Annotated in this window: 25 protein-coding genes; 10 read left to right on the forward strand and 15 right to left on the reverse strand. The window is 36.0% G+C overall.

Features of this window, described 5'->3' with window-relative positions; translation table 11 throughout:
- Nucleotides 1–36: 36 nt before the first annotated feature.
- Genes PZ892_RS14465 through PZ892_RS14480 form a run of 4 tightly spaced genes read right to left on the reverse strand, consistent with a single transcriptional unit; the run spans nucleotide 37 to nucleotide 3,200 of the window.
- Nucleotides 37–1,518 (reverse strand): S41 family peptidase, encoded by a 1,482-nt coding sequence (locus PZ892_RS14465; RefSeq protein WP_094257840.1) that lies wholly within the window; start codon nucleotides 1,516–1,518, stop codon nucleotides 37–39.
- The gene (locus PZ892_RS14470; protein ID WP_094257841.1) at nucleotides 1,515–2,075 is read right to left on the reverse strand and encodes an HAD hydrolase-like protein; all 561 of its coding nucleotides are present in this window, start codon (nucleotides 2,073–2,075) and stop codon (nucleotides 1,515–1,517) included. Before PZ892_RS14470 ends, PZ892_RS14465 begins: the two co-directional genes overlap by 4 nt.
- Complete coding sequence (locus tag PZ892_RS14475) at nucleotides 2,075–2,545, reverse strand: hypothetical protein (RefSeq protein WP_094257842.1); 471 nt, start codon at nucleotides 2,543–2,545, stop codon at nucleotides 2,075–2,077. Before PZ892_RS14475 ends, PZ892_RS14470 begins: the two co-directional genes overlap by 1 nt.
- Nucleotide 2,546: 1 nt before the next feature.
- Nucleotides 2,547–3,200 (reverse strand): ABC transporter ATP-binding protein, encoded by a 654-nt coding sequence (locus PZ892_RS14480; RefSeq protein ID WP_094257843.1) that lies wholly within the window; start codon nucleotides 3,198–3,200, stop codon nucleotides 2,547–2,549.
- Between the two features lie 145 nt (nucleotides 3,201–3,345).
- On the opposite strand from PZ892_RS14480, the gene sucC reads away from it, so the two are divergent.
- From sucC to PZ892_RS14495, 3 genes are all read left to right on the forward strand, one after another.
- Entirely contained in the window at nucleotides 3,346–4,545 is a 1,200-nt protein-coding gene (sucC, locus tag PZ892_RS14485; protein WP_094257844.1) for an ADP-forming succinate--CoA ligase subunit beta, read from the forward strand.
- Nucleotides 4,546–4,851: 306 nt separating this feature from the next.
- Complete coding sequence (hemL, locus tag PZ892_RS14490; RefSeq protein ID WP_094257845.1) at nucleotides 4,852–6,165, forward strand: glutamate-1-semialdehyde 2,1-aminomutase; 1,314 nt, start codon at nucleotides 4,852–4,854, stop codon at nucleotides 6,163–6,165.
- Nucleotides 6,166–6,233: 68 nt separating this feature from the next.
- Complete coding sequence (locus PZ892_RS14495) at nucleotides 6,234–7,046, forward strand: hypothetical protein (protein ID WP_277711455.1); 813 nt, start codon at nucleotides 6,234–6,236, stop codon at nucleotides 7,044–7,046.
- 222 nt (nucleotides 7,047–7,268) lie between these two features.
- Here PZ892_RS14495 and argC read toward each other — a convergent pair whose 3' ends face one another.
- The 3 genes from argC to PZ892_RS14510 form a co-directional block, all read right to left on the reverse strand.
- Nucleotides 7,269–8,288 carry an N-acetyl-gamma-glutamyl-phosphate reductase gene (gene argC / locus PZ892_RS14500; RefSeq protein WP_094257847.1) on the reverse strand — a complete coding sequence of 340 codons (1,020 nt, stop codon included), beginning with the start codon at nucleotides 8,286–8,288 and terminating at the stop codon, nucleotides 7,269–7,271.
- A gap of 93 nt (nucleotides 8,289–8,381) precedes the next feature.
- Nucleotides 8,382–9,569 carry an argininosuccinate synthase gene (gene argG / locus PZ892_RS14505; RefSeq protein WP_094257848.1) on the reverse strand — a complete coding sequence of 396 codons (1,188 nt, stop codon included), beginning with the start codon at nucleotides 9,567–9,569 and terminating at the stop codon, nucleotides 8,382–8,384.
- A 41-nt stretch (nucleotides 9,570–9,610) separates the two neighbouring features.
- Nucleotides 9,611–10,327, reverse strand: coding sequence for a GNAT family N-acetyltransferase (locus PZ892_RS14510; RefSeq protein WP_094257849.1), 717 nt, complete (start codon nucleotides 10,325–10,327; stop codon nucleotides 9,611–9,613).
- 563 nt (nucleotides 10,328–10,890) lie between these two features.
- Here PZ892_RS14510 and PZ892_RS14515 point away from each other — a divergent pair.
- A complete protein-coding gene (locus tag PZ892_RS14515) occupies nucleotides 10,891–11,082 on the forward strand; it encodes a hypothetical protein (RefSeq protein ID WP_229678325.1) in 192 nt (63 codons plus the stop codon).
- Between the two features lie 70 nt (nucleotides 11,083–11,152).
- On the opposite strand, the gene PZ892_RS14520 is transcribed toward PZ892_RS14515, so the two are convergent.
- Nucleotides 11,153–13,309: a S9 family peptidase gene (locus PZ892_RS14520; protein ID WP_094280936.1), complete on the reverse strand. Its 2,157-nt coding sequence runs from the start codon at nucleotides 13,307–13,309 to the stop codon at nucleotides 11,153–11,155.
- Between the two features lie 124 nt (nucleotides 13,310–13,433).
- Between PZ892_RS14520 and PZ892_RS14525 the strand changes: the two genes are divergently transcribed.
- The 5 genes from PZ892_RS14525 to PZ892_RS14545 all read left to right on the forward strand — a co-directional run bounded on the left by PZ892_RS14525 (nucleotide 13,434) and on the right by PZ892_RS14545 (nucleotide 18,629).
- On the forward strand, nucleotides 13,434–15,056 hold the full coding sequence (locus PZ892_RS14525; protein ID WP_094257852.1) for a S8 family peptidase: 1,623 nt from the start codon (nucleotides 13,434–13,436) through the stop codon (nucleotides 15,054–15,056).
- A 65-nt stretch (nucleotides 15,057–15,121) separates the two neighbouring features.
- On the forward strand, nucleotides 15,122–15,313 hold the full coding sequence (locus PZ892_RS14530) for a hypothetical protein (protein ID WP_144043707.1): 192 nt from the start codon (nucleotides 15,122–15,124) through the stop codon (nucleotides 15,311–15,313).
- A 99-nt stretch (nucleotides 15,314–15,412) separates the two neighbouring features.
- Nucleotides 15,413–16,075, forward strand: a complete 663-nt coding sequence (nth, locus tag PZ892_RS14535; RefSeq protein WP_094257854.1) for an endonuclease III — start codon at nucleotides 15,413–15,415, stop codon at nucleotides 16,073–16,075.
- 141 nt (nucleotides 16,076–16,216) lie between these two features.
- Nucleotides 16,217–17,242 carry a recombinase RecA gene (recA, locus tag PZ892_RS14540; RefSeq protein ID WP_094257855.1) on the forward strand — a complete coding sequence of 342 codons (1,026 nt, stop codon included), beginning with the start codon at nucleotides 16,217–16,219 and terminating at the stop codon, nucleotides 17,240–17,242.
- 199 nt (nucleotides 17,243–17,441) lie between these two features.
- On the forward strand, nucleotides 17,442–18,629 hold the full coding sequence (locus PZ892_RS14545; protein WP_094257856.1) for a metallophosphoesterase: 1,188 nt from the start codon (nucleotides 17,442–17,444) through the stop codon (nucleotides 18,627–18,629).
- 43 nt (nucleotides 18,630–18,672) lie between these two features.
- Here PZ892_RS14545 and PZ892_RS14550 read toward each other — a convergent pair whose 3' ends face one another.
- From PZ892_RS14550 to PZ892_RS14580, 7 genes are all read right to left on the reverse strand, one after another.
- On the reverse strand, nucleotides 18,673–19,371 hold the full coding sequence (locus PZ892_RS14550) for an ABC transporter ATP-binding protein (protein ID WP_094257857.1): 699 nt from the start codon (nucleotides 19,369–19,371) through the stop codon (nucleotides 18,673–18,675).
- A gap of 26 nt (nucleotides 19,372–19,397) precedes the next feature.
- The gene (locus PZ892_RS14555) at nucleotides 19,398–20,879 is read right to left on the reverse strand and encodes a DUF5687 family protein (protein WP_094257858.1); all 1,482 of its coding nucleotides are present in this window, start codon (nucleotides 20,877–20,879) and stop codon (nucleotides 19,398–19,400) included.
- A 169-nt stretch (nucleotides 20,880–21,048) separates the two neighbouring features.
- The gene (pruA, locus tag PZ892_RS14560) at nucleotides 21,049–22,683 is read right to left on the reverse strand and encodes an L-glutamate gamma-semialdehyde dehydrogenase (RefSeq protein WP_094257859.1); all 1,635 of its coding nucleotides are present in this window, start codon (nucleotides 22,681–22,683) and stop codon (nucleotides 21,049–21,051) included.
- 467 nt (nucleotides 22,684–23,150) lie between these two features.
- Nucleotides 23,151–23,762 carry a superoxide dismutase gene (locus PZ892_RS14565; protein WP_094257860.1) on the reverse strand — a complete coding sequence of 204 codons (612 nt, stop codon included), beginning with the start codon at nucleotides 23,760–23,762 and terminating at the stop codon, nucleotides 23,151–23,153.
- A 91-nt stretch (nucleotides 23,763–23,853) separates the two neighbouring features.
- Entirely contained in the window at nucleotides 23,854–24,330 is a 477-nt protein-coding gene (locus PZ892_RS14570) for a nucleoside deaminase (RefSeq protein WP_094257861.1), read from the reverse strand.
- Complete coding sequence (locus PZ892_RS14575; protein WP_094257862.1) at nucleotides 24,330–24,671, reverse strand: tRNA-binding protein; 342 nt, start codon at nucleotides 24,669–24,671, stop codon at nucleotides 24,330–24,332. The genes PZ892_RS14570 and PZ892_RS14575 overlap by 1 nt, the downstream gene beginning before the upstream one ends.
- Before the next feature lie 9 nt (nucleotides 24,672–24,680).
- Nucleotides 24,681–24,896, reverse strand: coding sequence for a hypothetical protein (locus PZ892_RS14580; RefSeq protein WP_094257863.1), 216 nt, complete (start codon nucleotides 24,894–24,896; stop codon nucleotides 24,681–24,683).
- Between the two features lie 71 nt (nucleotides 24,897–24,967).
- On the opposite strand from PZ892_RS14580, the gene PZ892_RS14585 reads away from it, so the two are divergent.
- The gene (locus PZ892_RS14585) at nucleotides 24,968–25,552 is read left to right on the forward strand and encodes a porin family protein (RefSeq protein WP_094257864.1); all 585 of its coding nucleotides are present in this window, start codon (nucleotides 24,968–24,970) and stop codon (nucleotides 25,550–25,552) included.
- Nucleotides 25,553–25,646: the final 94 nt, after the last annotated feature.

Raw genomic sequence — 25,646 nt, forward strand, 5'->3', positions numbered from 1 at the left:
TGATTCCATTTATTGACAGTGATTTCTTTAAAAAGATTAATCCAACGGTGGCAATGTATTAAAATTCTGATCTAAGAACTTATACATGTTATTACGATAGCCTTTTTTCTCAGGTATATCCATCTCTTCCAAGCGGTTCAATCCATCTTTTGTTTTACGGCTGCTAGCTTTCGCCCAGTCGTTCGGTTTCATGATATCATTGATTGCAGTGTTCAAGAATGCTTCATCCGTATTTCCTAGTTCAGAAAAGAACCCATCGGAGGCATTGGTAATTCGGCCAGTTAAGCCGTTGAAATAGTCCCCATAACCATCTTTATTGATGGTCTGGAAAGAGGTGATATATAAATCAGCAAAGCCATTGACAACTGGTAACCCAAAAAAACCTACTGGTTTGCCGTAAGTTCCTTTACCATTGATGGTGATAATTTCAACATCCATATAAGGTTTCAGAACATTCATGACCAATTCACTGGCAGAAGCTGTACCAGGAGTTCCCAAGAAGTAAACCCTAGGAATATTTAAAGTATTCTTTTTGTTGTAAAAAACGGATTTAAATGGAGCTTTAGGATTATTATTATCGGTGTAGCCTTCTTGTTCGAAGTATTTATTGACCTTATAGTCATACATCTTTCCCTTAGCCCCTGCAGTCGGAACAATAAGGTTAGCCAATAATTCGGCAGAAGCTGTAGAACCACCGCTATTATATCTTAAATCAACGATCAATTCATCAATATTAGCGGTTTCAAATTCTTTGAAAGCGTTGACCATTGCTTCATAGTATTCATTTGGCCCAGACTTGCCATATACATTCACAAAGGAAGTATAGAAAAAGTAGCCTATTTTTTTATTATTGATTGTGAATACCTTATTGATCAAAATAGGGTCGATACTATAGGCTGCACCATTTAACGCAATTGTTTTTGTTTGAGATTCACCTACGGGTTTAACGACCAGGTTCATCGGTTCTTTACCTTCAATTAGCTTATAGTATATAGCGATTGCTTTTTTCTGATCGGTGTCGTAATTGAATTTAGTATCTCCATTAACACTAACGATCTGCATTCCCCGTTTTAACCCAGCTTTTTCTGCTGGGGAATTTTTCTGAACAATCTTTACATAAAGATTGGTAACTCTGTTTTTATTCGGATCGACAGTGCTAATGAAAATTGGAGTCAAACCAGTTTCCTTATGTACACCTTCTTGAATTTCTTCACTCACTACCCCTTCCCTATCAATAAAGCTATAACGGTCCACTACGGTGTACTTTTTTATGGCTTCTAATACCGATTCGGCATTAGAATAGGATTTGGTGAAGGATCGTAAATCTAGTTTTCCATCGGAGCCTGCCTTGGGTTGAGGGATTTTATCTTCCCAAAGAGAAACTGCCAGGGAATAATAATACGTTGAATCTTTAAGTAAATTTTCTTTATCCGTATCAGGATTAACGGCATCTTTCTTACAGCTTGCCCCTAGGAGCAACGAAAACAATAAGAATGGGAGTAAAAATTTTCTTTTCATAATTTAGCTATATTGTCTTCAATGAAAAATAAGTCGCTTTTTTGGACTTGATTTTCAGAAGCAATATAGGTAAATGGATCAATATTTCGGAAATTTAACTCGTCGATAAAATAAATTTTTACATTTCTATCAAAGCCCTGCCAATCAATGTGTTTGACTTTATTTAATTGCAATGCAGGGTTCCCTTTGGTCAAAATTCCTATCTGTCCTCCTTTTTCGAGAATAGAGGCAAATAATAGCTTGGTTTCATTAAAAAGAAACAGTTTCAATGGAAGGTGTCCATTGACCATCAGTCTTTCAAAATTCTCCTTGTAGTCATTTTTAAAATTGAATTTCTTGGCTGTTAGATTGTAAAGATTTTCCTCAGCACTTTCCATATAGGTTTCCTTCATAAAATTCACCATTTCAGTAGCAATTGGTCTACCTTCGGTAAATTCCACGAATTGAGAAAACAGATAATAAATCTGTAATAAATAGTCCTTTTTAGGAAAAAGGACGTCATCTACTTCAAATAAATAAAGTTTTTTATCAGTGGGAATATTTGCGAAATCCATCATTATTTAATTGTACAAAGCGCTAAATCATCACCTTCATCAGAAACAGCGAAAAGACCGGTCATTTCTATCTCCAATTTAGAGTCAGAGATAAGGTTTACGCCTTTTTCACATAGAATTAAATCGATATTTGAAGGTGGATTTTCCAGAACAAATAATTCTTCTAGTTCTTCCTTGCTTGGGCTTAATAATTTTGTACCATACTCTTCCAGAAGGATTTTAGCTTCGGTTAAAGCATTGATTTCTGCAAGGCCAAGAGGTAATAGAAAGTCAATTTGTTTATCAAGGCATAACTTCAATAGTTCATGGGCAAAAGTTGGATTAGCTGCCGTTGGAATGGTATTGTAATTTGCGGCAAGGAAACTTGGCACCTCTTCAGAGGTTGCGAAAATAATTTCAAAATGGGTATTCAAGATTTTGGACAGCCTTTGTGCCAAAGGTCTGGTTCCAAAAGTGATTAACATCTTTTGCATATTAATAGATTAGTCCGTCGCGCATATGAATGGTACGGTCGGAAATTCTTGCTAATTCTTCGTTATGGGTTACAATGATAAAGGTTTGCTGCATTTTATCTCGCAGGTCAAAGAACAGCTGGTGTAGTGCTGTAGCATTTTCAGAGTCCAGGTTTCCCGAAGGTTCATCAGCTAAAATCAGTGTAGGATTATTAATAAGTGCTCTTGCGACTGATACTCTTTGTTGCTCACCACCAGACATCGCTGCTGGCTTATGATTTGCGCGATGTGCTACTCCTAAAATATCGAGAAGTTCCATGGCTCTTTTTTCGACATTTTTTTTATCCTGACCAGCGATGAATCCTGGGATAGACACATTTTCCAGAGCCGTAAATTCAGGTAGCAGATGGTGGAATTGAAACACAAAGCCTATATGTTGGTTTCTAAAATCACTTAGTTTTTTTTCATTGAGGGCAAATACATCTTCTCCTTCGATCAGGACGGTTCCTTGATCAGGTTTGTCGAGGGTTCCGATAATATGGAGTAAGGTACTTTTTCCGGCGCCGGAGGCTCCTACGATGGAAACGATTTCGCCTTTACGGACAGAAATACTAACGCCTTTTAGGATTTCGAGGTCGCCATAGGACTTAAAAATATTATTTGCCTTTAAGATCATAATGCGAAAATAATAAAAAACAAAAACATGTGGTTGCAAAGGGCAGATAATATCGGGGAATCAAAAAAGAGATGACAATTTAATCGTAATAATAACTTGTCCCTTCCGAATAAATACGCTATTTTTACAGCAAATTTTTTTATCAATGAACATTCACGAATATCAAGGAAAAGAAATACTTAAGAGTTTCGGTGTAAGAGTACAAGAAGGTATTGTTGCTGAAACCCCAGAGCAAGCTGTTGAGGCTGCAAAGAGAATGAAAGAAGAATTCAACTCGGATTGGGTTGTGGTAAAAGCACAGATCCATGCGGGTGGCCGTGGTAAAGGTGGTGGTGTTAAATTAGCTAAAAACCAAGATGAGGTATTGCAACGTGCAACAGACATCATTGGCATGCAGTTAGTGACTCCACAGACTGGTCCAGAAGGTAAAAAAGTTAATAAGGTTTTAATTGCGCAGGATGTTTACTATCCTGGAGACAGTGAGACTAAAGAATTCTACATGTCTGTTTTATTAGACCGTGCAACAGGTCGTAACATCATTATGTACTCTACAGAAGGTGGTATGGATATCGAGGAAGTTGCTGAGAAAACTCCACATTTAATTTTCAAGGAAGAGATTGATCCTAAAGTAGGACTTCAAGGATTCCAAGCACGTAAGATTGCATTCAACTTAGGTTTATCAGGTGCTGCGCACAAGGATATGGTTAAGTTTGTTGCTGCCTTATACAAAGCATACGATTCAATTGATGCTTCCATGTTTGAGATCAACCCAGTATTAAAAACTTCAGACGATAAAATTCTTGCAGTAGATGCGAAAGTAAACTTGGATGAGAACGCATTATACCGTCATCCAGAAATTGCTGCATTACGTGATATTACAGAAGAGGATCCTACAGAAGTAGAAGCTGGAGAATTCAACTTAAACTACGTTAAACTTGATGGAAACGTAGGATGTATGGTAAACGGTGCTGGTTTAGCGATGGCTACTATGGACATCATTAAAATCGCTGGTGGTGAGCCTGCAAACTTCTTAGATGTTGGTGGTACTGCAAATGCTGAAACAGTAAAAGCTGGTTTCAACATTATCTTAAAAGACCCTAACGTAAAAGCTATTTTGATTAACATCTTCGGTGGTATCGTTCGTTGTGACCGTGTTGCTCAAGGTGTTATCGATGCATATAACGAAATCGGAAATATTCCAGTTCCAATTATCGTTCGTTTACAAGGTACAAATGCTAAAGAAGCTAAAGAATTAATCGATAATTCAGGCTTGCAAGTGTACTCTGCAATCTTATTGAAAGAAGCTGCAGAACTTGTAACTAAAGTATTAGAAGAAGGAAAATAATTCTTTCCACACAAAAAAAAGAGCGGGCTTTTCAAAAGGAAGCCCGCTCTTTTTTTTAGTAGTTAGTAGTTAGTAGTTAGACTTTCCTATAGTTGATTATTAGGCTATTATATAGTTTCTTAAACTATCATTTTTCCGTCATAGGTCTAAATACTCTATACTAAATACTAAATACTATTTAGATTATTAGACTTTAATATAGTTTCTTCAACTATCATTTTTCCGTCATAGGTCTAAATACTCTATACTAAATACTAAATACTACCCAGTAAATACTACTTTTGTAACAGACAAAAAGAAATGATTATGACAACATCTACTTCAGATATTTCTCGGGAGAAGTCGGGCAAGTTATTTGAAAAGGCTAAGGAATATTTTCCTGGCGGTGTAAACTCTCCCGTACGCGCATTCAAATCTGTTTATGGAACGCCATTGTTTATCGAGCGTGGTGATAAGGCACATTTATGGGATGCTGATGGGAATGAATTTATTGATTACTGTTGTTCATGGGGTCCATTGATCCTAGGGCATAACACTCCGGAGATTCGTGAAGCCGTTCAAGAGCAATTAGGTAAAGGCTTAAGTTTTGGAGCCCCTACTGCCCTGGAAAATGATTTAGCAGAATTGATCTTGAGCAATAATAAAAAGATTGAGAAAATTCGTTTTGTAAGTTCAGGAACAGAGGCGGTGATGTCTGCGATTCGTTTAGCGCGTGGATATACCAAAAGAGATAAAATCGTAAAATTTGAAGGTTGTTACCATGGTCACTCCGATTCCCTATTGGTGAAGGCAGGATCAGGATTAGTAACCTTTGGCGAAACCTCATCTGCAGGGGTTCCAAAGGCATTTGCTGATGAAACCATTGTAATTGCATTAAATGATAAGGAAGCTTTAAAGAAAGTTTTTGCAGACTTTAAAGATCAAATTGCAGCTGTAATTATTGAAGGAGTACCTGCCAATAACGGGTTATTAATTCAAGATAAGGATTACATTCATTTCCTAAGAGATATTACCAAGGTGAACGGAACTTTATTGATTATGGATGAAGTGATCACCGGTTTCCGTTTAGGCTTTGAAGGAGCATCCAAGTATTATGACATTCAACCGGATATTTTGACTTATGGAAAAATTATCGGTGGCGGAATGCCAGTAGGTGCTTATGGAGCTTCTAAAGAATTAATGGGATGTATCTCTCCAGATGGTTCTGTTTATCAAGCTGGAACTTTATCTGGTAATCCTGTTGCTATGGCAGCTGGTATTGCAGCCTTACAAATTCTAGCTCAACCAGGGTTCTATGAGAAATTAGAAAAAACAACTCAAGCTTTTGTGAATGAGTTACGTTCATTCATTGAAGAGAATGGATTTGAAGTAAGCATAACCACGATAGGTTCCATTTTCTGGTTCGCATTTACAGCTAAGGAAAAAATCCAAAGAGCGGATGAAATCGATCCAGCCTCAATGGAAAAATATAAAGTCATGCACAGAGAATTATTGAATAGAGGGATTTATTTTGGACCTTCAGGATACGAGGTAGGCTTTATTTCTGCTGCACATACAGAAGATGACATTAAAAAAACTTTAGTTGCTATAAAAGAAGCGTTACAGATTGTTTTTCAATAAAAGCTAAACAATTTACCTTTATATTTGTTTAAATATTATAACAAATTCGACTAAATATTAATTAAGAGATGAGAACAATCAAATCAGCATTGGCAGTATTAGCTGCAACAGCGGTACTTGCATCATGTAATACTCCTACAAAAAATCAAGAAGGAGAAGTTAAAGACTCAACAGCATTAGCGGATTCAGTTGGTGCAATTGCAGTAAACCCACTTCAACATGCGAAAGATTTTCCTGGTGCTACCTTGAAAATTTCTTCATTGACTTCTGAAAAATTGGGAACAGACTCTGCGAAGATCACAGTTAAATATGATGTTCAAAACTTCAAATTGACAGAGCAAACAGAGCATACTCACCACATGGCTAATTCACATGATGGTCAACATATCCACTTTATTTTGGATAACACACCTTATGTAGCTTTATATAAACCAGAACATACATTTACAGTTCCTGTAAATTCTGAGCATTATTTAATGTCTTTCTTGTCTCGTTCATTCCATGAGTCATTGAAAACTGCAGATGCTTCTAAATTGGTTAAATTTAAAGTTGAAGCTGATGGTAAGATCACGGAACTTCCTGATCCAACTGAACCATCAATTTTCTATAGCAGACCAAAAGGTGACTATAAAGGTGAAGAAACTAAATCTTTATTGTTAGACTTCTTTGTTTCTAATGCAACATTAGGTGCTGACAACTACAAAGTTAAAGCAAACATCAACGGTCAAGATTTCACTTTGGATCAATGGGTTCCTTATGAAATCCTTAACTTACCTCTAGGTGAAGCTACTGTTAAATTAACTTTAGTTGATAAAGATGGTAATGCAGTAACTGGAGATAATGTTTCAGTAGAAAGAAAAATCAACTTACTTGAAAAATAGTTGAAGATACCATATCATACAAAAAAGGGGATAAATTAAGATTTATCCCCTTTTTTGTATGATAGATTTGAGTATTGAGATATGAGATTTGAGATATTAGAAAGACATTGAAACCTATTATTGATTTCTCAGGATATTCGACTTGTTAGGTCTGATGGTTACTATCTAACTTCTCATATCTCACATCTCAAATCTATACTCTCATATCTCAAATCTATTTCACTAGAAGCCTACGGATTTCAGGTTTAAACCTGCTTTTTCGTCGAGTCCGAACATTAGGTTCATATTTTGAACTGCTTGGCCGGATGCTCCTTTTAGTAAGTTGTCTGTAATATTTAGAATAAGTAATTTATCTCCATGTTTTTCCAAATGGATGATACTTTTATTGGTATTAACGATTTGTTTGATATCAATATTTGCTTTTGATACATGGGTAAAAGGATGTCCGGCATAATAAGACTCGTAAAGCTCATAAGCTTCCTCCTCCGTCAGATCAGAATCCACGTAGATAGCCGAGAATATTCCTCTTGGAAATGCTCCTCTTTGCGGGATAAAATTAATCTTCTGTGCTGCTCTTTCAAGCAATGAGCCAGTGCCAGCAGGAAGAAAATCCGACTGCAATTGATTCAAGGATTCAGAGATCTCTTGAAGGTGTTGATGCTCGAATGATTTATACGCTGACAAGTTATTATTTCTCCAAGAGAAATGAGAGGTTGCAGACGGTTTTTGACCTGCTCCTGTAGACCCCGTAGTTGCATTTACATGAATTTGATTTGGCAACAATCCTTTACTAGCCAATGGCAATAAAGCCAATTGAATATTGGTTGCAAAGCATCCTGGATTGGCGATATATTGAGCAGAAACTATTTCAGATTTATTCAATTCTGGCAGTCCGTAGACAAAATTCTTACCTTGGTATTCTGTATTAGCTTTTAAGCGATAGTCTTGGGACAAATCGATAATCTTGACAGCAGAATCAATTGGGTTTGCATCCAAAAACTTGCGTGCATCGCCATGTCCAACACATAAAAATAAAACATCGATATCCGAATGAAAATCGGAAGAGAAAGTTAAATCAGTATCTCCGAATAAATCATTATGTACATCTGATAGTTTGTTACCTGCATTAGAGGCACTATTAGCGAAAATAATATCCACGTTTGGATGATAGATTAAAATCCGAAGCAATTCACCTCCGGTATAACCTGCTGAACCAATAATTCCAACTTTAATTTTTTCCATTATGATATAATCAGTCAATATTAAACAAAAAACCAAGGAGCCTAGTGATGCTACCTTGGTTTGCAAAAAGATTTTTAAATATGTAAAGGGCGATTAGCCTTTGTTATTTACTTTGTGCCAAATGATGGTTTGGTTACCGAATATTTTTGAGAAACCTTTTACATCATCACCAGTATAGCCTTTGTTCATTTCACCGTAAGATCCGAACTTATTGGACATCAAATCATGTTCAGATTCGATACCTAGGATCGTGAAGCGGTATGGGTGTAGTTCAATGAAAACGCGTCCAGAAACTGTATCTTGAGAGCTTTGTAAGAAAGCTTCCATGTCACGCATAACAGGGTCATGCATTTGACCTTCGTGCATATAGTTACCATAGAAAGCGGCCAATTGATCTTTCCAAGAAAGTTGCCATTTGGTTAAGGTATGTTTTTCCAATGCATGGTGAGCTTTGATTAGAATCACAGGACCTGCAGCTTCAAAACCAACACGACCTTTAATACCAATAATAGTATCACCTACGTGGATATCGCGCCCGATTCCATAAGGTTGAGCAATAGCTTGAAGTTCTTGAATCACTTTCACCGGATCCATTTTAACTCCATCCAATGCTACTGGCTGACCTTGTTCAAAATCAACAGTGATTTTACGAGGTTCAGTCGAGGTAACAGGGGTTGGCCAAGCTGACTCAGGTAAGTATTCATTGGAGGTTAATGTTTCAGCACCACCAACGGAAGTACCCCATAAACCTTTATTGATTGAATATTTTGCTTTATCTGCTGAATACTCTACTCCGTGTGAATTTAAGTAATCGATTTCCGCTTCACGAGATAGTTGTAAATCGCGGATTGGAGTAATAATTTCCACACCAGGAATCAAAGTTTGGAAGATCATATCAAAACGAACTTGATCATTTCCAGCACCAGTTGAACCATGTGCTACACATTCAGCACCTATTTTCTTTGCGTAGTTTGCGATAGCAGTAGCTTGACAAACACGTTCAGCAGAAACTGAAAGTGGATAGGTTGCATTTTTCAATACATTACCAAAGATTAAGTATTTGATAGTATCTTGGTAATAGTCTTCAGTTTCATCAATCGTAGTATGCGATTTAACGCCTAATTCATAGGCTCTTTTTTCAATATTTTTTAATTCTTCTTCGGAAAAACCACCTGTATTTACAATTACGGAATGTACTTCTAATCCTAAATCACGTGAAAGATAAATACAACAGAATGATGTATCTAAACCTCCACTGAATGCTAAAACTACTTTTTTCATTTTATAACGATTAATATGCTGATGACAACAAAAATAATAAATTAAAAACCTTTCACTGGTTTAATCCCGACAGGAATTACCGCAGCGACCATTTTTTTAGTTGATCTCCAAAGCTTAGCTTCAATTCTTTTAAGCAGGGATTGTTTTTTGGAGATTCTATCCAGGCGTTCTTTAGCTTCGGCTTTACGCAGGATTTTTTCTTTCAATTCTTTTTCTTTTTCTACTGGATCCCAAAGCATCGCTGTACACATACAGTTTTTACGATCTTTGGAGACTAAGATGTCAAAGTTAACACAAGATTGACAACCTTTCCAGAACTCTTCATCTTGGGTCAATTCAGAATAGGTTACAGGTTCATAACCCAGGTCTGAATTAATTTTCATGACAGCTAATCCGGTAGTAAGGCCAAATATTTTGGCATTTGGATATTTCTCTCTCGACAATTCGAAAACTCTTTTCTTAATAGCTTTAGCTAAACCAACTTTACGGTAAGTTGGGCTCACGATCAAGCCAGAGTTAGCAACATAATCACCATGGCTCCAGGTTTCGATATAACAGAATCCAGCCCAAGTACCGTCTTTATGTAAAGCGATTACAGCCTTGCCTTCTTCCATCTTACGCGCCACATATTCTGGTTTTCTACGTGCGATACCCGTTCCACGAGCCTTTGCAGACTCGAACATTTCATTACAAACCTCTTCGGCATACTTCACATGGTTTGCCGTTGCTGGAATAATTAAAAAATCTGAGATTGTCATTTAATAATGTCGACCTAAAAAATAAATACCAAAGTATTTGAACTAACTAATCTAAATTGAATATCACTCACCGAGCTGGATGAATGACAAAATGGGAAGTTTGCCTGCCTCGTTATCAAGCTCGAGGCAGAATAGGTCGTCGGAATCGAAGAACTGGACAATTAAAGCGGCGCATTGCACAATATGTTCTGATGCCAAGCTTTATGCAAGCTTGAACCATAGAATTCATATATAACTTGTTACAATACATCTCTTTTTTGTCTTTATATACTTAGTGATCAGACTGCGCAAAAGTAAACAATTATTTTTTTCTTTTATGCAATATGATTGTAGTTTTTTTATTTATAAAACAAATAGGTCCAAACTTCATTGAAAACCTTTCAATCAGACTTTCCAATTATTGAAACGTTTAAAATCTTTCATTGTTTTGTAAGATTTGAATTGAGCATGAGGTATTTGCTACAATATTTAAATAAAAGCGTAATTTTGCATCAAATTAAAAAATCATGGTTGGTCCAAGTATCTTTTTTTACGCATTATTTGTTATTCCGTATATCCTTTTTATGTATTGGCTAGTGAAGCAGGATAAGAAGAAATACATATGGGGAGTTATTGTGATTACAGTTGTTGCTATTTTTGGTTTGGTAGTTTCTCAACGTGCGAGCAAGATTGCTGTAGAAAACTATAAACAACATCAGATCGATGCACGTGAAATCGAAGCTGAAGAAAGAGCAGATAGCTTAAAACAGAAATAATTCATTTTTCGAATATAAAGTAAAAGGGCAATAGAAATTCTATTGCCCTTTTACTTTATACCTAAATTTCTTATTTGGTAATACCTTCCAATTTAAATAAGAAAGCATAGTTTAAGGCAACATCCTTCAGAAAGTCGAACCTACCAGATGCACCACCATGGCCATAATCCATATCTGTTTTCAAAAGGATAACATTGCTTCCCTTTTTGGTAGCTCTCAATTTAGCCACCCATTTCGCTGGTTCAAAATATTGCACCTGACTATCATGAAGACCTGTTGTAACCAATAAGTTTGGATATTCTTTGGCTTCAATATTTTCATACGGAGAATAAGATTTCATATAATCATAAGCATCCTTATTATTAGGATTCCCCCATTCATCGTATTCATTCGTTGTCAAAGGTATGCTTTCATCCAACATGGTATTTACAACATCTACAAAAGGTACTTGTGCAATAACACCATTCCAAATTTCAGGAGCCATATTTATCACTGCACCCATCAATAAACCTCCAGCACTACCACCATTTGCATAAAGATGCTCTTTGGCTGTAAAATTCTTAGCAATCAGATACTTACCACAATCGATAAAGTCGGTAAAAGTATTTATCTTTTTCATCATTTTACCATCTTCATACCATTGTCTTCCCATTTCTTCACCACCACGAATATGCGCTATCGCATAAATAAACCCACGATCCAATAAAGATAAACGCGAGGAGCTAAAGCTAGGATCCATAGAGCTACCGTAAGACCCATAAGCATACAATAGCAATGGCGCTGAACCATCTTTCTTGATTCCTTTTTTATACACGATGGAAATTGGAACCTCTGTTCCATCCGTAACCTTTGCCATTACCCTTTCTGTCACATAATTTTCCTGATCATAACCACCTACAACCTCTTGCTGTTTTAGAAGATTTTTGTCCTTGGTCTTCATATTATAAGCAAAAGTGGAAGAAGGAGTTACCAATGAGGTATATCCATAGCGCAAGGTATCCGTATTATATTCTGCATTGGTACTTGGGTAAACGGTATAAGCTGCTTCGCCAAAATCTAAATAATGTTGAGAATTATCTTTTAGATTACGGATTGCCAATTGGGTTAAGCCTTGTTTCCTCTCAGCAATTGCAATATAATTTGCAAATTCATCAATTCCTTCAACCAAGACATCGGCTCTGTGCGGAATAAATTCTTTCCAATTTTCCTTTCCGGTCTTATCCAAAGGAGTCTCCATCACTTTGAAATTCTGCGCATTATCATTTGTAACTATGAGGAATTTATCTTCCAAAGGAGTTACATCATATAATACATTTTTCATCCGCGGCTGAAATACTTTGAAATCAGTATTAGGTTCATCAGCTTTAATATATCTAGTCTCCGAACTTAATGTTCCACCGGAATAAATTAATATGTATTTATCATTCTTGGACTTTGAAACACCAATGTAATTGGTATTATCTTTTTCCTCATACACCACAGCATCTGACTCACTTGCAGTACCAAGGGTATGACGCTTTATTTTTTCACTCAATAAGGTTACAGGATTCTTCGAGGTATAGAAGATTGTTTTATTGTCCGATGCCCACACCGCCGGACCAGAAGTACGAATGATTTTATCTTTTAACAATTCACCTGTTTCCAGGTTCTTGATATGGATCACATACTCTCTTCTAGAAACGGTATCAACCGAATATGCCAGCAATTTATTATCTGGACTGACTGATGCTCCGCCAAGAGCATAATAAGGGAAACCTTCAGCTAATTTATCGACATCCAATAGAATTTCTTCAGGAGCTTCCAAGCTTCCTTTTTTACGGCAGAGCTTATAATATTGCTTTCCTTCATCTGTTCTTTGGTAATAATAATATCCATTCTTTAAATAAGGCACACTTTCATCAGCTTCTTTAATACGACCCTTCATTTCTTTAAAAAGTAGATCTTGGAAAGGTTCAGTATCCTTCATCATCGCTTCGTAATACTTATTTTCTGCATCCAAATAAGATATAACCTTTGAAGAGTCAGGTCCTTTTTTGAAATAATCTATCATCCAATAATAGGGGTCAGAAACAGTGTCACCATGGATAATACGATTATGGGGAATTAATTCAGCTACGGGTGCCGTAGCATCAGGCCACTTCACAGCCTCTTTTGTTGTTTTGTTATCTGAAGAACAAGAAGAAATCATGATAGACAATATTAAACCAATTACAATTTTATCTTTCATATAATTTAGTTAATGACGGTTAATAATTGACTCAAAATAAGATAAAATTTTTGTGATTTTAGATTAATTAACAAAAGCATCTAGTTGAAAATATTAAATTTGTCGAATTATAATCTATAAAAGTATGATAGGAACAAACAAATTTCTGTGCTATTTGGCGTTAGGAATTCTTCCAACCCTTGGATTTAGCCAAGATAAAACTCCCCCACCTGCAAACTGGTATAATCTAGATTTTCAAAAAGATGGATATATGGGGATTAGTACCGAAAAAGCACAAGAGCTTTTAAAAGGTCGGAAAGCAAGTCCAGTAGTGGTAGCCGTGTTGGACGGCGGTGTCGATATTCAACATGAAGATCTTAAAGATGTATTATGGACCAATCCAAAAGAAATCCCTGGAAATGGAAAGGATGATGATGGCAATGGCTACATCGACGACGTACATGGTTGGAACTTTATCGGCGGTAAAGACGGAAAAAATGTGGATCAAGATAATTTAGAGGTAACTCGGTTAATTCGCATCTATGAGCCGAAATACATTTCTGTATTACCTACTACCCCACTTTCAGAAAAAGAAAGAAGAGAGTTTGTGGCATATCAAAAAATGATTACTGACTATACCTCCAAAATGGAAGAAGCCTCCTTCGGAAAGTTAAACTATGGAAAGCTGAAAGAAGAAGTTGATGCAGTGGTTAAGAAAATTGGTAAAGAACCAAAGGATATCAACAAAGCAGATTTAGATGCTTTCCAACCAGAAGGTGATCGTCAGAAAATGGCGATTCGGATTGCGAAGAAAGAACTTGACACTGGAACATTTGAAAAATTCTATACAGACATCTCTGATGCTGTTAAATATTTCACTGATCAAGCAGATTTTCATTTAAACAAAGAATTTGATCCAAGAGGTATTGTTGGAGATGATTATGAAAATGCGAACGAACGTAATTATGGAAATCCAGATGTAAAAGGACCGGATGCTGAGCACGGTACGCACGTTGCAGGTATAATTGGTGCAAAACGTAATAATAACCTTGGTGTAAATGGGGTTGCTGATAATGTTCAAATTATGGCAGTTCGTTTGGTACCTAATGGCGATGAGCGCGATAAAGATGTTGCAAATGGTATTCGTTATGCAGTGGATAACGGTGCTAGAGTTATTAATATGAGCTTTGGTAAAGGTTATGCTTACAATAAGAAAGCTGTTGATGAGGCTGTTAAGTATGCAGAATCTAAAGATGTATTATTAGTACATGCGGCAGGAAATGACTCACAAGACAATGATATTGAGAAGAATTTCCCAACCAAATACTTTACCGATAGTGTAGATGCAGTAGTTGGTGAAGCAAAAAACTGGATTACAGTTGGTGCTACAGGTTTGAAACAAGACGCTGATTTATTAGCAGATTTTTCAAACTATGGTTACCGCAGTGTTGATGTTTTTGCACCTGGTGTAAAAATCAATTCAACTATTCCTGAGTCTAAATACAAAGAGAATCAAGGTACAAGTATGGCTGCACCAGTTGTTGCTGGTTTAGCTGCCATGATTCGTGCTTATTATCCATCTTTGACTGCAGAACAAGTTAAAGAGGTGATTATGAAGAGCGTGACTAAGGTAGACCAAAAAGTAAAAGTTAAAAAAGACGGTGCTACTAAGCGTGTTTATCTGGATGAGATTAGTGTTAGTGGTGGTATTGTGAATGCTTATAATGCAATTGTAGAGGCTAATAAATTAGTTTCGAAAAAAAAGTAAAAAAATGTTAAATTTTTCACAATATTGCTAAGTATCTTGCGTTTAATTAGAAAAACAAGATGCTTATGGTCGAAAACTCTACTAAAACAAAAGAAGTAAATTACGAAGGTCAAATTTCAGGTATCATGCAAGACGCAAATCTTGAGTTATCATTCGAGGAAAAAATCAAAAGTTGCATACAGCAGTTGTCTAAAGATCCAGAAGACAGAACAATAGAAAATATCCTCAATTATTCAAAGACCTTACGTAACTTATAATAACGAAGCCATTCTTAGAAAAGAGTGGCTTCGTCTCTTTTCCAGCATTCTTCAGCTTTAAACCTTTCGCCTGTACTTGGAATATTAGTATCTTTGTTTATGCTAATAAAAGAACGTTACAAGGCTTTTGTTGAATATTTTTCTACCCATAATCCGGATGCACAAACTGAACTGAATTACGGTAATCCCTTTGAATTACTGATTGCAGTAATTTTATCGGCACAATGTACTGATAAGAGAATCAACCAGGTCACTCCTGCCCTTTTCGAAAGATATCCAGATCCGGAATCATTGGCTGCTAGTTCACCCGACGAGGTATTTACTTACATTCGATCGGTTAGTTATCCAAATAACAAAGCGAAGCATTTGGTTGGAATGGCTCAAAAGCTATTAAGTGAATTTAATGGTGAAATCCCTGAAAAGGTGGAAGATTTAGTCAAGCTTCCTGGAGTTGGAAGAAAAACTGCCAATGTTATCTCATCGGTTGTATTTCATAATCCAGCGATGGCGGTTGATACTCATGTGTTTCGTGTTGCGGACCGCATTGGTTTAACAAGTCGAGCAACGACGCCTTTGGCTGCAGAAAAACAATTGGTAAAACATTTGCCAAAAGATACGATAGCTGTTGCGCATCATTGGCTGATCCTGCATGGTCGTTATATTTGTTTAGCTAGAAGTCCTAAATGTGACATCTGCCCTATCAGCTACTTCTGCAAATACTTTGAAAAGAACAAAAAAGCAAAAGCAATCCTAAAAAATTAACATAATCAATTCACACTTTAGATTCAATAGCCCATAAAAACTATTATTTTTAGAGATTAAAATATTATAACTAATTTTTTTAGCATTTTATTTGTAGATTTCAATATTATAAATTATTTTTGACAACGTTATACTAAAAATATGAGCAACTCAGACAAATTAAAAGCATTACAGCTTACTTTAGATAAATTAGAAAAGAGCTACGGAAAGGGAACCATCATGAAGTTAGGTGATTCTGCTGTAGAACCAATTGAAGCTATTTCTACTGGTTCATTAGGTTTAGATATCGCATTAGGTATTGGTGGTGTTCCAAAGGGTCGTATCATTGAAATCTATGGTCCAGAATCTTCTGGTAAAACTACTTTGGCTACTCATATCGTAGCTGAGGCTCAGAAAAAAGGTGGTATTGCAGCAATTATCGATGCTGAACATGCTTTTGATAAATATTATGCGCAAAAACTAGGGGTTGATATTGAAAATCTATTGATTTCACAACCTGACAACGGTGAACAGGCCTTAGAAATTGCAGATAACCTAATCCGTTCAGGAGCAATTGATGTTATTGTAATTGACTCGGTAGCAGCATTGGTTCCTAAGGGCGAGATTGAAGGTGAAATGGGAGAATCTAAAATGGGTCTTCAAGCTCGTTTGATGTCTCAAGCCTTACGTAAATTGACAGGTACTATTGCAAAAACAAACTGTTGTTGTATTTTCATCAACCAATTACGTGAGAAAATCGGTGTAATGTTTGGTAACCCAGAAACAACTACTGGTGGTAATGCATTAAAATTCTACGCTTCGGTGCGTTTAGATATTCGTCGTACATCACAAATCAAAGATTCTGATGAGGTATCTGGTAACCGTGTGAAAGTGAAGATTGTTAAAAACAAAGTAGCACCTCCATTCCGTATTGCAGAATTTGATATCATGTTCGGTGAAGGTATTTCTAAAGTTGGAGAAATCATTGACCTTGGTGTGGAATATAACATCATTAAAAAATCAGGTTCTTGGTTTAGCTATGGTGACACTAAATTAGGTCAAGGCCGTGATGCTGTAAAAACTTTATTGTTGGATAACCCTGATTTAATGGATGAATTAGAGACAAAAATCAGAGCTGAAGTTAGTGGGGTTGATTTAGATCAGGCAGCTATCAAAGACGAAGATTAATTAGAATCATTTTTTACAATAACTCCTCTAGGTTTCAAAAAAAGGAGTACATATTGAAACAGTAACCCCAAAGGGTTGCTGTTTTTTTGTGCCTTCAATTCAAGCAATGTAAAAATGGCTGTACAATCCAGAATCTTAATGAATAGAAGGATGATTTTTCATAAATTTACCTATCAACTACATCTAACCAAATGTTACCATGAGTTTTAACAGAAGAAATTTTCTAAAAGGCCTGGGATTAATCGGATTGGGCGCAAGTACCCCAGCTTATGCTGAAAAGGTGCTGATTAATCAAAATGAAGCTTTTTCATTTGCTTGTCCCCCCTACTTACAAAACCTTAGCGCCAATTCCATTACAGTTTGTGCTATATTCAATAAACCATGTTTAGCATGGGTGGAAGTTTTGGATGCAAATAACAATACAGTAAAATCCATTTATCAGGTTGAAGATGGAATGCGAAATGCCAATACGGAACTTTTCAAGTTCAAGGTGGGTATACCAGATGGTGAATTAAATTATAAGGTGGTAGCCAAGGAAATCACAAAATTTGAACCTTATAAAATTGAATACGCTGGAACCATTCAATCGGATCCTATTCAAATTGCAGTGCCTCAACCAAAACAGGATAGTATCCAATGTCTAATTCTAAATGATATTCATGAGGATAAAGACAGTTATGCCTATCTGTACGATAAAAGTCAGCTAAGCAAAAATGATTTGGTTTTTCTGAATGGTGACTCCTTTCACTATGTAACCAATCAAGCAGATCTAACTGAGAAATTATTGAAGCCAGTTGGTAATAAGTTTGCAAGTAAGACTCCATTTGTCATGGTTCGTGGGAATCATGAAACCAGAGGTAGTTTCGCAAGGGATTATAAAAAGTATTTTGATTATCCTGAGAATAAGTATTATCAAGCTTTCCGTATGGGCCCCATCTTTTGGGTGGTATTGGATAGTGGTGAAGACAAACCTGACGACCATGAGGTTTATGGTGGAACGGTAGATTACGATAATTATCGATTAGAACAGAAAGACTGGTTAATCAAGGTTCTGAATTCAAAAGAACGAAGAGAGGCTAAACATACCTTAGTGGTAACACATATCCCTTTTCACCATTCAGATGATTGGCATGGAACGAAACATAACTTTGAATGTTTTCATGAAATATTGAATAATAACAAGGTTGACGCTGTTATCTCGGGACATACACATAAATACAGCTTCCATCCACCCGATAATACCCATAATTATTATGTTATTATTGGTGGAGGACCTAAGGCTGGCAATAGAACTTATGTGGATATCTCTGCTACTGGAAAAAATCTGTTAGTTTCCTTAAATCTTGATGATGGAAGTACAATCAATAGATTTTCGAAGAATGGATAATAACAAAAGCGGGCGGTCTTAAAATGACCGCCCGCTTTTGTTATTATTCGATTGAAAAAAATGCGTTTAATTCGCTTAAGGTTTCCTCTGTTTTAAGGCTATCCTTAACAATGAGTCCTTTATTTAAAGCTATAATTCGATCGGCAGTTTCGACAGTATGAGATAAATCATGACTGGAAATTAAGATTGTGACATCCTTTTCATCCTTTAGTTTATTGATAAGCTTTTTGAGTCTAAACTGCGTGCTGGGATCCAGATTAGCGAAAGGTTCGTCCAAAATAATGAGCTCTGGATTCCCAATCAAAGCCCCCACAATTCCTACCTTTTTCTGATTTCCTTTAGATAAATCCCGAACATAAACTTTCTTGTCCAACACCTCCTCATTAAAGAATTCTACATATTCTTCAATGGTGGAGTCAACATCATTCTTATTCATTCCTCTCAACTCGCCTAGAAAATAAAAATATTCTTCAGGAGTCAAATATCCAATCAAGAAGGTTTCATCGACAAAAGCTGTGGTAAACTTCTTCCATCCATCATGGCCATGAACTGGAATCCCATTCAAGGCTATCATTCCTGAATCAGGTTGAATCAAGTCAAGGATCAAGCTGAATAAGGTGGTTTTCCCAGCACCATTGTTTCCAACCAAACCTATACTTTCACCTTTTCCAATTTGCAAATGTGGAATATTCAATACCTGAACTCCATTATAGCTTTTAACAATATCTTTTATTTCGATCATGTAATTTATGATTTCAATTCTAACAATTAATTATTTACTTCCTTAAAGCCAATAAGCATCTTATACTTATTATCACGGTATTTTTGAGCAATCCAGTTAAGAAAAACATTTCTTAATGCAAAACCCACTAAGCCAAGTACAACGAGTACAATATTGGCTGCAGGGATTCCTGCAAATGTTTTGACTACAGCCCAAATAATAATCGGGATAAACAACAAGGGTAAGCCCACTAACCACTGGGCTGCTCCAGTCCCTTGGTAATTGAAATAGTTCCCATTGTCAAGATCTATTCTCTTCTTATTCATGGACCCGAAATATAAAATAATGGGAATATTAATTCCAATATTATAAATCGCACATGAAATATTAATCCAAAATATAGTCCATCCAAAATAAAGATATGGCGTACTCAATATCGATAATATGGCTACTGATATCATCATTAACAAGGCCTTAGATTCTAAGTAGAGTTTAATCGGCATATCCTGGGTCATCAACATGGAATAATAACTACTATCCCAAGCAGGAACAAATTGTCCAAAATTGATGATAAAGATTCCACTGATAAAGATCCCAACGAAAACTAGCATGGAGGAATTCTCAAATTGAGGGTTGGGATAAAAAATAATACCATAAGCCAGGAAGATCAAACAAACCAGAGTCACTTTACGCGCTCTTTTAGCTCTCCAAATTAACTTCAAGTCCAATTGAAGGAATGGAGCTAATGCGCCAAAGCGGTTGGTCCAGGATAGATCATATTCCTTGTAAACAGTTTTTTCCTGCTGAAGGTAAGCGTCTAAAAATAGATTTTTCTTAACATCAAAATACAGGAGAAAATAACTCAGTACAGCAATAATAACCGGAATAATGCAAAGGATTGGATAATCCAGAATACTATTAAAGAGTTGGCCAAAGAGATCTGTTATTGAGAAAATCTTGAAATAGTCTAATCCAAATAATATGAGGACAACGATCAAAAAAGGTATGACCTTCTTGAAATTCGTGCTAAAGTTTTTCTGGATATATAGGTTAAAATAGTTGACAAAATATTCAAATCCTTGTGCGGCAATAAACCATGCAAAAAGTTGCGTATTTGAAAAATCAGTTACCCTGGAAGTAATGATCAAAAAAGGAACACTACTTATCAACAACAACCAATTACAAAAAGAGTAAGAAGCTTTTAATAAAGTATAATTTACAATGTTGCTTCTAGGGATATTTTGAATCAATAACGGCTTGATGTTTAATAGCGGTAATTTCTGAAACATCAGTCTGATAAAAAAACTGAAGCAGAACCAGACTAAGAGAAATTTGTTGACAAAATAAATAGGTTCTTCATTTGGGTACAATTCTTTTACCATAAAATGCAAAGAGATCCCAAGGGTAAGAAAGGATACGAGGCAATATAATCCTAGAAATCCCAGCAAAATCTTAACGGATAATCCTTTTCCTAAATTAGCTGATCTAAAAAAGGACCTCCATTCTAAAACAAACAATCTTTTAAACATATACTAGTATGAGGAATGAAAAAGTTTACATTTTTGGTTAGCTTTCAAGTTAAATACAACTTTCTATGCTTCTTTAAATTAATAAAATTTTCAGCAATGAAGAAAAAATAAAAAGAAAAACGCCTTAGGAAATCCCTAAGGCGTTTTAAGTTTTTATTATATCCGAAGATTATTCTTCAGATAAGAATGGATAACGATAATCTACATCTGGATTGAATGTTTCCTTGATTGTTCTTGGAGACACCCAACGTAATAAGTTAATCATTGAACCTGCTTTATCATTCGTACCAGAACCTCTAGCTCCACCAAAAGGTTGTTGACCTACTACTGCACCAGTACATTTATCATTGATATAGAAATTACCAGCTGCATTACGTAAGTAATGAGTAGCTTCTTCAATAGCATAACGATCTTGAGCAATGATAGATCCTGTCAATGCATAGATTGAAGTTGTATCTACTAGTTTTAAGGTTTCTTCCCATTTCTTATCATCATATACATAAATTGTCAATACTGGACCGAACAATTCTTCTGATAAAGTTTCGTAATCACCTTTTTTAGCAACGATTACAGTAGGGTTAATGAAATATCCTTTAGATTTATCATAATCACCACCGATTACAACCTCTGCATCTTTAGATTCTTTTGCTCTATCGATATATTTAGTGATTTTATCGAAAGCTTTTTCATCGATTACAGCATTGATAAAGTTGCTGAAATCTTCAGTTCCACCAATCTTGAATGATTTGATATCACGTTCCATCATTGGCTTCAACTCTTTCCATAATGATTTTGGAATGTAAGCACGAGAAGCAGCTGAACATTTTTGTCCTTGGAACTCAAATGCTCCACGAACTAATGCTGTGTTCAATACTTCGATATCAGCAGATGGGTGAGCTAAGATAAAGTCTTTACCACCTGTTTCACCTACGATACGAGGATATGTTTTATAAACATGGATATTTTCTCCGATAGTTTTCCAGATATCTTGGAATACACCTGTAGAACCTGTAAAGTGGATACCAGCAAAATCTGGGTGTTTAAAGATAACATCACCAGCATCTGGACCTGATACATATACCAAGTTGATTACACCGGCAGGAACACCAGCTTCTCTGAAAATCTCCATCAATACATTTGCAGAATAAATCTGTGTATTGGCTGGTTTCCAAACAACCACATTTCCCATCATAGCAGCACTTGTTGGTAAATTACCCGCAATCGCTGTAAAATTGAAAGGAGTTAAAGCGAATACAAATCCTTCTAACGGACGTTGTTCTACTCTATTCCAAACATTTTTAGGGCTAATAGGAGGTTGTTGTTGATAGATCTCGCTCATGTATTTAACATTAAAGCGTAAGAAATCTGCGATTTCACATGCTGAATCTATCTCTGCCTGATAAGGGTTTTTCGATTGACCTAACATAGTCGCAGCATTCAACTTGTAACGATATTTCGTAGAAATCAATTCTGCAGCTTTCAAGAAGATAGCAGCTCTTTGCTCCCAAGGAAGGTTTTCCCAATCATTCTTAGCAGCTAAAGCAGCATTGATTGCGTCTTTAATATCAGACTTTGAACCTTGGTTGAAATATCCCAATACATGTTTATGATCGTGAGGAGGTGTAATTTTCACTTTCTTGTTCGTACGAACTTCTTCTCCACCAATGTACATTGGAATATCTAGCTCTGTTGCCCTTGCAGCAGCAATAGCTTCTTTTAACAAACTTCTCTCTTTTGTTCCAGGTGCATATGAGTAAACTGGCTCATTTGTTGGCGTTGGAACATTAAAAAATCCTTTTAACATAATTAAAAATTATTTTTTTGATTCATATAATACGCTAAACTCAAACAGTATAGCTATAAATTTTTAGTAAAATACTCCTTAAAATAGGTTTTAAGGCAGATACTTCAACTAATTTATTTCTTTCGAAGTTAATCAATATTGTATGGATTATTACAACATATCTCAACCGATTGTAAACATATTTTGTCCAGTTTTAAAATAATTATAAAAAAGTAACCAAATAAACGTTTACCTATTTTGACCTAAATTAGGCTCAAAACAGTTAAAACAATATCATTAAAGCATATTTTCCAGGCAATCACTCATCAACAACAACTTCTAAAACAGACCTCTAATTTATTTTTGAATAAACACGGCTACTTAACTTTTGTTCATTCTTACAAAAGGAGATCAATCCAAATTTCAGTAAAATAAAAAAGCGGTGGTCAGAATCTGACCACCGCTCAATATTTTCAATCTTATTGGGATTAACCTTTAGCAGCTTGATAACGTTTAGCAACATCATCCCAATTTACTACATTGAAGATCTCTTCTAAGTAGGCTGGGCGCTTATTTTGATATTTCAAATAATAAGCATGCTCCCATACATCAATACCAAAGATTGGAGTACCTTTAGCTTCAGCAACATCCATCAATGGGTTATCTTGATTAGGAGTTGATACAACTGCCAATTTACCGTCTTCACCAACGATTAACCAAGACCAACCTGATCCAAATCTTCCAGCACCTGCTTCTTGAAGTTTCTTTTTCAAGTCTGCGAATGAACCGAAAGTTGCATTAATATCGTTTGCTAGATCTCCTGTAGGTTCACCACCTGCATTTGGACCTAATACTTTCCAGAACAAATCATGGTTCCAAACACCACCAGCATTGTTTCTTACTGCTGCAGGATATTTACTTACGTTTTTAAGAATTTCTTCTAAACTAAGGTTTTCAGCATCCGTGCCGGCAATAGCTTTATTTAAATTGTCTACATATGCTTGGTGATGGCGATCATGGTGAATGATCATTGTTTCTTTATCGATAGATGGTTCTAATGCGTCTGCTGGGTAAGGTAACGCCTCTAATTCAAATGCCATAACGTTTATATTTTATTTATTAATTATCAATATACGAATATAACAATTTATGACCGTTTTTGTTTGGATTCAGCTCCAATTTGTGGATAACTCAACGTTTATTACGAAAAAAAGACATCATCAGTTCTGCACAGTCTTTTTCCAGGACCCCTGATTGTATAATGGTCTTAGGATGAATGATTTTTTCATGGATACTGGAATAACCACGCTTCTCATCCCTTGCCCCATACACTATTTTACTGATTTGAGTCCAATAACTCGCTCCGGCACACATGACACAGGGTTCTACGGTGACATACAGCGTACAATCCTTCAAATACTTCCCGCCTAGATAGTTGGCCGCTGCAGTAAAAGCTTGCATTTCAGCATGTGCTGTAACGTCATTTAAACGCTCTGTCATATTATATCCCTTGCCAATGATTTTCCCATTGGATACTATAATTGCCCCAATTGGAATTTCATCTTCCTCAAAAGCCTTTCTTGCTAATTTTAAGGCCTCCTGCATATATTGCTCATCAATATTAGCTAGAGGTTGCTTTGGATCATCTTCAAAATTATAAACCTTCATTATTTTAATTTTGCGCCATTTGGCACCCCACGTTCTACAGTTGTTAATATAATATCTCCATTCTCATCCTCAAACCCTGTTACAAGACATTCGGACATAAAATTGGCGATTTGTTTCTTTGGAAAATTAACAACTGCGACCACCTGTTTACCAAGGAGTTCCTCTTTGGAATAATGCTTTGTTATTTGTGCAGATGATTTCCGCGTTCCAATCTCAGGCCCAAAATCTACTAAAATCTGATAGGCAGGTCGTTTGGCTTTTGGAAAGTCAGCGACTTCTAGAATGGTACCAACACGCAGATCTACTTGTTCAAATTCGTCCCAGCTAATCAATTTCTCCATGTTTACAAGTTATAAGCTGTTTGATTCCAAATCTGCCAACTCTTTTGAAAGGGTAAAAATCACATAGTCCTTATTACGATGTAACCTTTTGGCTAAGCGTTCCAATAGTTCTTCCTCTTGTCCAGGGCTATATTGTAAATCTTCTTCGGAAAGATGGTTATATTTTCTCTTAAGTTTAAGTTTTAGTATAGGCCATTCAGTGGCACTGATCTTGAAATTATACATATTAATATGCGCTTATTGAATAAAAACTCCTAATTTAGTGTTTGCAATTAGTAAATATATAAATTTTTGATATGAAAAAAATCTTACTTGGATTAGCTGCCTTATTCTTTTGCGTTCAGGCCACGCAAGCACAATTATTACCAAGCTTTAAACTAGGTATTAAAGGCGCAGTAAACTTCTCGAGCTTAAAGTCAGAAGGTAAATGGTTGAATTCAGATACTAAAGCTGGATTCCAAGCAGGTCTTTGGGGTCGTGTTGGTGTAGCTGGTTTCCACGTTCAACCAGAATTATATTATGCACAAAAGAAAGCAGGATATGAAACTGAAGACGGCGGAAATGGTGAAGCAACTTTCAAAAGTTTAGACTTACCTATCCTTTTGGGTACTAAAATAGGATTAGGTCCAGTTGGAGTTCGCATCCAAGCAGGTCCAGTGTTTTCATTTGCACAAGATGGAAAAGTAACATTCAATTCTGTAACTGACGCAGATAGCTATAAAAAATCTTCAACAGGTATTATTGGTGGTGTAGGTGCTGACATCAGTAAATTCACAATTGACTTAAGATATGAGCATGGCTTGAATAATATCAGCAAGGAAAGCTCTCAATCTCAAAAAATTAGCATGTGGTCAATCGGTGTTGGATACGCCTTTTTATAAGAGACTTTAATAAAAATTTTAGGCCTGATTTGATAAAAATCAGGCCTATTTTTTTGTCTCACATTAGAACCATTCTAAATTAGCCCTATTTTAT

Source organism: Sphingobacterium sp. WM, assembly GCF_029542465.1.
In the GTDB taxonomy this organism is placed as follows: domain Bacteria; phylum Bacteroidota; class Bacteroidia; order Sphingobacteriales; family Sphingobacteriaceae; genus Sphingobacterium; species Sphingobacterium cellulitidis.

Bases quoted from the DNA above. Each gene is read 5' to 3' on its own strand.
- PZ892_RS14515 (WP_229678325.1), top strand. From the start codon at position 10,891: ATGTATTGGCTAGTGAAGCAGGATAAGAAGAAATACATATGGGGAGTT.
- PZ892_RS14555 (WP_094257858.1), bottom strand. From the start codon at position 20,879: ATGTTTAAAAGATTGTTTGTTTTAGAATGGAGGTCCTTTTTTAGATCA.
- PZ892_RS14585 (WP_094257864.1), top strand. From the start codon at position 24,968: ATGAAAAAAATCTTACTTGGATTAGCTGCCTTATTCTTTTGCGTTCAG.
- PZ892_RS14475 (WP_094257842.1), bottom strand. From the start codon at position 2,545: ATGCAAAAGATGTTAATCACTTTTGGAACCAGACCTTTGGCACAAAGG.
- PZ892_RS14580 (WP_094257863.1), bottom strand. From the start codon at position 24,896: ATGTATAATTTCAAGATCAGTGCCACTGAATGGCCTATACTAAAACTT.
- PZ892_RS14530 (WP_144043707.1), top strand. From the start codon at position 15,122: ATGGTCGAAAACTCTACTAAAACAAAAGAAGTAAATTACGAAGGTCAA.
- PZ892_RS14550 (WP_094257857.1), bottom strand. From the start codon at position 19,371: ATGATCGAAATAAAAGATATTGTTAAAAGCTATAATGGAGTTCAGGTA.
- PZ892_RS14565 (WP_094257860.1), bottom strand. From the start codon at position 23,762: ATGGCATTTGAATTAGAGGCGTTACCTTACCCAGCAGACGCATTAGAA.
- argC (WP_094257847.1), bottom strand. From the start codon at position 8,288: ATGGAAAAAATTAAAGTTGGAATTATTGGTTCAGCAGGTTATACCGGA.
- PZ892_RS14480 (WP_094257843.1), bottom strand. From the start codon at position 3,200: ATGATCTTAAAGGCAAATAATATTTTTAAGTCCTATGGCGACCTCGAA.
- PZ892_RS14525 (WP_094257852.1), top strand. From the start codon at position 13,434: ATGATAGGAACAAACAAATTTCTGTGCTATTTGGCGTTAGGAATTCTT.
- PZ892_RS14470 (WP_094257841.1), bottom strand. From the start codon at position 2,075: ATGATGGATTTCGCAAATATTCCCACTGATAAAAAACTTTATTTATTT.
- nth (WP_094257854.1), top strand. From the start codon at position 15,413: ATGCTAATAAAAGAACGTTACAAGGCTTTTGTTGAATATTTTTCTACC.
- PZ892_RS14510 (WP_094257849.1), bottom strand. From the start codon at position 10,327: ATGACAATCTCAGATTTTTTAATTATTCCAGCAACGGCAAACCATGTG.
- PZ892_RS14495 (WP_277711455.1), top strand. From the start codon at position 6,234: ATGAGAACAATCAAATCAGCATTGGCAGTATTAGCTGCAACAGCGGTA.
- argG (WP_094257848.1), bottom strand. From the start codon at position 9,569: ATGAAAAAAGTAGTTTTAGCATTCAGTGGAGGTTTAGATACATCATTC.
- PZ892_RS14545 (WP_094257856.1), top strand. From the start codon at position 17,442: ATGAGTTTTAACAGAAGAAATTTTCTAAAAGGCCTGGGATTAATCGGA.
- sucC (WP_094257844.1), top strand. From the start codon at position 3,346: ATGAACATTCACGAATATCAAGGAAAAGAAATACTTAAGAGTTTCGGT.
- PZ892_RS14520 (WP_094280936.1), bottom strand. From the start codon at position 13,309: ATGAAAGATAAAATTGTAATTGGTTTAATATTGTCTATCATGATTTCT.
- recA (WP_094257855.1), top strand. From the start codon at position 16,217: ATGAGCAACTCAGACAAATTAAAAGCATTACAGCTTACTTTAGATAAA.
- hemL (WP_094257845.1), top strand. From the start codon at position 4,852: ATGACAACATCTACTTCAGATATTTCTCGGGAGAAGTCGGGCAAGTTA.
- pruA (WP_094257859.1), bottom strand. From the start codon at position 22,683: ATGTTAAAAGGATTTTTTAATGTTCCAACGCCAACAAATGAGCCAGTT.
- PZ892_RS14575 (WP_094257862.1), bottom strand. From the start codon at position 24,671: ATGGAGAAATTGATTAGCTGGGACGAATTTGAACAAGTAGATCTGCGT.
- PZ892_RS14570 (WP_094257861.1), bottom strand. From the start codon at position 24,330: ATGAAGGTTTATAATTTTGAAGATGATCCAAAGCAACCTCTAGCTAAT.
- PZ892_RS14465 (WP_094257840.1), bottom strand. From the start codon at position 1,518: ATGAAAAGAAAATTTTTACTCCCATTCTTATTGTTTTCGTTGCTCCTA.